Source organism: Proteus sp. G4415, assembly GCF_963896075.1.
GTDB lineage: Bacteria > Pseudomonadota > Gammaproteobacteria > Enterobacterales > Enterobacteriaceae > Proteus > Proteus mirabilis.
Genome location: NZ_CAWQOK010000154.1, coordinates 1 through 4,772, shown reverse-complemented (window position 1 = coordinate 4,772; position 4,772 = coordinate 1). Strand labels below are relative to the sequence as shown.

At 35.1% G+C, this 4,772-nt stretch carries 6 protein-coding genes; 3 read left to right on the top strand and 3 right to left on the bottom strand.

Annotation, left to right across the window (positions count from 1 at the left end; translation table 11 throughout):
* The first annotated feature begins 147 nt into the window (after positions 1 to 147).
* The 3 genes from fliD to fliT are packed head-to-tail and all read left to right on the top strand — an operon-like array spanning position 148 to position 2,362.
* Positions 148 to 1,566 carry a flagellar filament capping protein FliD gene (fliD, locus tag AACU95_RS17100; protein ID WP_004243498.1) on the top strand — a complete coding sequence of 473 codons (1,419 nt, stop codon included), beginning with the start codon at positions 148 to 150 and terminating at the stop codon, positions 1,564 to 1,566.
* A gap of 25 nt (positions 1,567 to 1,591) precedes the next feature.
* Positions 1,592 to 1,990 carry a flagellar export chaperone FliS gene (gene fliS, locus AACU95_RS17095; RefSeq protein ID WP_004243499.1) on the top strand — a complete coding sequence of 133 codons (399 nt, stop codon included), beginning with the start codon at positions 1,592 to 1,594 and terminating at the stop codon, positions 1,988 to 1,990.
* Positions 1,991 to 2,008: 18 nt separating this feature from the next.
* Entirely contained in the window at positions 2,009 to 2,362 is a 354-nt protein-coding gene (gene fliT, locus AACU95_RS17090; RefSeq protein WP_004243500.1) for a flagellar protein FliT, read from the top strand.
* A gap of 293 nt (positions 2,363 to 2,655) precedes the next feature.
* On the opposite strand, the gene AACU95_RS17085 is transcribed toward fliT, so the two are convergent.
* From AACU95_RS17085 to AACU95_RS17075, 3 genes are all read right to left on the bottom strand, one after another.
* Positions 2,656 to 3,798 (bottom strand): hypothetical protein, encoded by a 1,143-nt coding sequence (locus AACU95_RS17085; RefSeq protein WP_012368052.1) that lies wholly within the window; start codon positions 3,796 to 3,798, stop codon positions 2,656 to 2,658.
* A 465-nt stretch (positions 3,799 to 4,263) separates the two neighbouring features.
* Positions 4,264 to 4,479, bottom strand: a complete 216-nt coding sequence (locus tag AACU95_RS17080) for a hypothetical protein (protein ID WP_004243502.1) — start codon at positions 4,477 to 4,479, stop codon at positions 4,264 to 4,266.
* Between the two features lie 101 nt (positions 4,480 to 4,580).
* The coding region (locus AACU95_RS17075) for a DUF6500 family protein (protein ID WP_161737124.1) at positions 4,581 to 4,772 on the bottom strand (192 nt) is incomplete at its 5' end.

Below are 4,772 nucleotides of genomic sequence, written 5' to 3'. Positions count from 1 at the left end.
TCGACTTTAGTATTCAATGACAATAAAAGGCTTCTATATGGCGGTCTGTTTCCCTCATCAAAAATAGTAAATAGACGTAAACTTTTCGCCAATTCTTCCGATAACGCTGTGTAGGGATTATTTTACGAACACAGAAAGGAGACCAGTATGGCTGGTATTAGTGCACTAGGAATAGGCGCCAAGATGCCACTTGGCGAGACATTAATGCAATTAGAGGCTGCGGAAAATAAGCGCCTTGAACCTTTAGACAAACAGATGAAAAGCTACGATGCACAAATTACTGCATATGGAAAAATTCGTAGCCAATTAGATAAATTACAGAAAGCATCTGAAGAATTAAAAAAATTCGATAAAATCGTCGCCACCAAAGTTGATGATGAGTTTGATGCTTTTAAAGTAACCACTGATGGTAAAGCAAGCATTGGTAATTATACGGTCTCGGTAACAGAGCTTGCCCATGCTCAAACACTGAAATCAAAAGCCGTCAGTGATATCAAAGATCCTATTGGTGAAACATTAGGTGAAGGCAAAACACGGACTTTAGTGATCACCCAAAAAGGTGAAAAAGAGCCTTTAAAAATAGAGTTAACAGATAGTCAAACTTCTATTATTGAATTACGTGATGCTATCAATAAAAAAGAAGGCAACGTTTCTGCCACTATTGTAAAAGCCCAAGATGGCGTTAACCATTTAGTTCTGACTTCTCGTAAAGAAGGTACAGATTCTCAAATGGAAATCACTGTTGAAGGTGATAGTAAGCTTAACGATTTTATTAGCTACTCCACTAAAACAAACAGTGGTGCAATGACAGAGATCGTTAAGGCAAATAATGCAAAGTTAACGATTAATGGGATTGAAATTGAACGTCAAACTAATGAAATTAAAGATGCGCCTGAAGGGATCACGTTAAATCTTAAGAAAAAAACCAATGATAATAAAGATGGCGTAGATAAGCCTGAAATTATTACGGTTGCGCGTGATATTGAGCCAATGAAAAAGGCCATAAAAGCCTGGACCGATGCTTATAATGAATTAAATAAAACCTATAAAGATTTCACCAAGTACACCCAAGTTGAAAAAGGTGAAGATGCCTCTAAAGACAATGGTGTGTTATTAGGTGATACCACTAGCCGGATGATTATGTCTGAGCTAAAAAGCTTTATCACTCGTTCTCAATCTTCATCTGAGATTGATACCCTTAATAAAATGGGCATTAAATTTAAAGTAGATGGCACATTAGAAGTTGATGATAAAAAACTCGATAAAGCATTAAAAGAAAAACCTGCTAACGTCAAAGAGTTTTTTATGGGTGATGGTAAAGAAACAGGATTTGGTACTCAAACCTATAATTACCTGAAAAAAACGCTGCAATCCAACGACGGCACCCTTGATATTGCCACTGATGGTGTTAAAAAACGTAAAAAATCGTTAGATAACCAAATTAAAAATACCAAACGTACTATTGAAGCGACGATGGAACGTTATAAAAAACAGTTTCAATTATTAGATAAAATGGTTAATGCCATGACTAACTCAAGTGCATCAATTGAACGTTTATTACGCTAATTTTTAAGTAGGATATTAGGATATTATGTATCAACAATCAGCCAGTAAAATGTATGCTCAAATCGATGTTGAAAGTGAGATTTTAAATGCTTCACCTTACCAGCTGATCCAAATCCTATTTAATGGGGCGCTAAGCGCCCTTCGCCGTGCATTAATATTAATGGAACAAGGAAATATCGCCGGTAAAGGAGAAAATATTTCTAAAGCTATTAACATTATTGGCAACGGCTTAAAACAGGGGCTGGATAAAGAAAAAGGGGAGGAGCTTGCTGAAAATTTAGCATTACTTTACGACTATATGATCACTCAACTACTCGATGCCAATTTAAAAAATAATCCAGAAAAAATTCATGAAGTCATCAAGTTATTAACTGAAATTTCTGATGCTTGGCAACAAATTGGCACACAGATTAATTCTTATTAAAAAGCGTGGACAGCAAATATGGATATAATGGCAGCTTACGAGCAGGTTTTGAAATTAAGTGAGCAAATGTTAACGCTTGCCAAAAATCAGCAGTGGGATCAGCTGATAGAAATGGAAATGGATTATTTAAAGAGTGTAGAAATTATCACTAAGATGATAAAACCCACTGAGGGTGAGCTGATAATACAACAGCAGCTCACCAATATGTTAAAGAAAATACTCGAAAATGAAAATGAGACGCGAAATTTATTACGAGCAAGATTAGATAAGCTCGCTGTTTTAATAAGACAGACTGAACAAGAGCAGAGGGTACAAAATAGCTATGGTCAGTTTTCAGAGCATAGTTATTATCCTGATCTCAATCTAAAATAACTTTCCTCTGCGCCAAAAGCGGTTTTATTAGCTAATGGCGTCTTTATTTACCGAGTTATTTCTTGTTATACGATATTATTTGTTATCGGTAACGTTGTGACAATTAAACGATATGATATAAAAATAACATAATAAAAACTGAATTTATTACACTATATCATTCGACTATCGCTATCATCATCTGCTCTTCCCCATCTATTTGTTCTTCATTTACTGATATCATCACCGATAAATAAAAATCGCCTACACATGGCAGGCGATAAACTTACTGTTTCAAATAGATAATAATTGCTTTATTTAATCACATCGTAGAGTTGAGGATCTGCAAAATAGTCTGCGGTTAATGCCATAGAAGGCTCATATTGTGCCCCATATATATCAGAGAATGCTTTCCCCTCTTTACCTAATGAAACTTTACGTTCATCATCACCGCTACTTTCATATATGGAATAAGTTTTACGGCGCATAGCAATATATTTATCTGCATCATTTTTAATATCAGTATGATGCTCAAATATCTCCTTATCAGTTAATTCTAGCTTGTTCGCTAATTGACATCCCCAACGTGTTAAACATCTTTCTGCAAAATGTCGCACAATTAACCCCGGTGAAAATAGTGCATTTTTACCTTCACTACCATCAATAGCAGCATTGCCTACTAAAGTCGCATGGCGTCCTGAAAGCGGGAAAATATGCATTTTAGTCTCAGCAGTCACGGTTGGAATAACGCAAGCAAATCCTTTTGAGCGTTCATCAATGGCATAAAATCCGACATATTCCTTAACATTGCTACCTAGTGTCACCTTTTCTGGTTGGAAATTAAGTGGCCCTGGGACGGGATCAATAGCAAAAATATTGACCGGAATATCTTTTAATAGGGGATCTTTTAACATGGCATTGGCAAGCATATGACAGGTGATGCCACCACGGCTCCAACCCATTAAATTCACTTGGGTGGGAATGATGCCATCTTTGCGAAAGGTACGAATAATTTGTTGCTGAAGTTGTTGTTGAGTGACATAGCGGTCACCATAATTATATTTACGCCATAAAAAAGAGCCAGTCACTTCAACATCTTCAATGGGAATACCCGCTTTTTTCAGTTGATTATATTGTTGTTCTGTTAACTTTTCACGTTGCCAGTCAAAGTTGCCTTTCATTAAGCACAGTGCATGTTCAACATTTTCTTCCCATCCACTGCCAAATAAAGAGCCTTTTATATCTGAATAATTAGGGCTTTCAACCCATAAATCATCTTCTTGCAAATTACCGCTACCTGGGCCATCTACAATAAACCACTGAGCAAATTCGCGATCTAGATTATTATGCGCCAAGGTGGAAACAAGCTCACCTTGCCAATAAACAGGATTATTATGATTATTATTATCAAAAGATGAAGCGCCGGTACCACATAAATAAACGGTTAATACTGTCATAATTAAAAATTCCTTGTATGTTTTACTAAAAAATCAAAATATGATCTCTGTTTCCTTGTATCGAGCTATTCCTTAGCTCAAGTAAACTTTAACGACGACACTTTTTTTATTCAAATATAAAAAAGTCATTATCACAGTTCAGATCACATAATTAATAACTATTTAAGTTAAGTCGTATATTAATTGCTGTATAGCCATCTTAATTAAACTAATGCTATTCATTATCTGCTTTTTTAGCGAAAAAATTATTTTGATTATAAAAATAATATCGAATATTTCACGAAGTTAAGAGACTAAATCTTAATAGATTTATGATTTATTGTGATAGTGAATTGGGATAGTGAAGAGAGTGGTTAAAAATAAATCATTAACGAAGTGTTTATTTTTCTTCTTACCGTTGAAGTTGAGATAAAAACAAAAAAATCTCGCTAATGATCTTAACGAGATTTTTATCAATTGATACGCTTATAAACGATTAAATGCCACAACTCTCACCGCAGGAATATCAGCTTGAGCCCCTTGTGCAACTTCCTGACATGCTTTTTCTAACGCAATATGGGGTGTGATCCCACTCTCAGTTTCTACTATTTTATGCCCGGCGTAGGTATCACCATTTCTGGAACGCACTTTATACGCAATAAACCAATATTCCATATCATCACCGTTTACGTTATTAATCATAAAATTACCATAACGGTTTATGACTGACGTTAATGTGATAATAATCAATAATTTTCAGTTTTTTCGTATCAGGTTGATAAAAATGATAACAGCGTACAGATTTAGCGATTAGCGTCCATTTCAGTTTGTATCATCTTCTTAATTTTTGTGGCTTTTTCAAAATGATCTAATTTATGCGTCATTATCCACCAAGTTGCCGCTTCCATTAATAATTCAGGATCATCATTTTTATTAGCAAAAAAAGCATAAAAAGAGAGGCCTACCCCTTCTCCCTTTTGCGCTATTTTTGTATC

Excerpts from the sequence above, each read along its gene's own strand:
- fliD (WP_004243498.1), top strand. The coding sequence starts at position 148 with ATGGCTGGTATTAGTGCACTAGGAATAGGCGCCAAGATGCCACTTGGC.
- fliS (WP_004243499.1), top strand. The coding sequence starts at position 1,592 with ATGTATCAACAATCAGCCAGTAAAATGTATGCTCAAATCGATGTTGAA.
- fliT (WP_004243500.1), top strand. The coding sequence starts at position 2,009 with ATGGATATAATGGCAGCTTACGAGCAGGTTTTGAAATTAAGTGAGCAA.
- AACU95_RS17085 (WP_012368052.1), bottom strand. The coding sequence starts at position 3,798 with ATGACAGTATTAACCGTTTATTTATGTGGTACCGGCGCTTCATCTTTT.
- AACU95_RS17080 (WP_004243502.1), bottom strand. The coding sequence starts at position 4,479 with ATGATTAATAACGTAAACGGTGATGATATGGAATATTGGTTTATTGCG.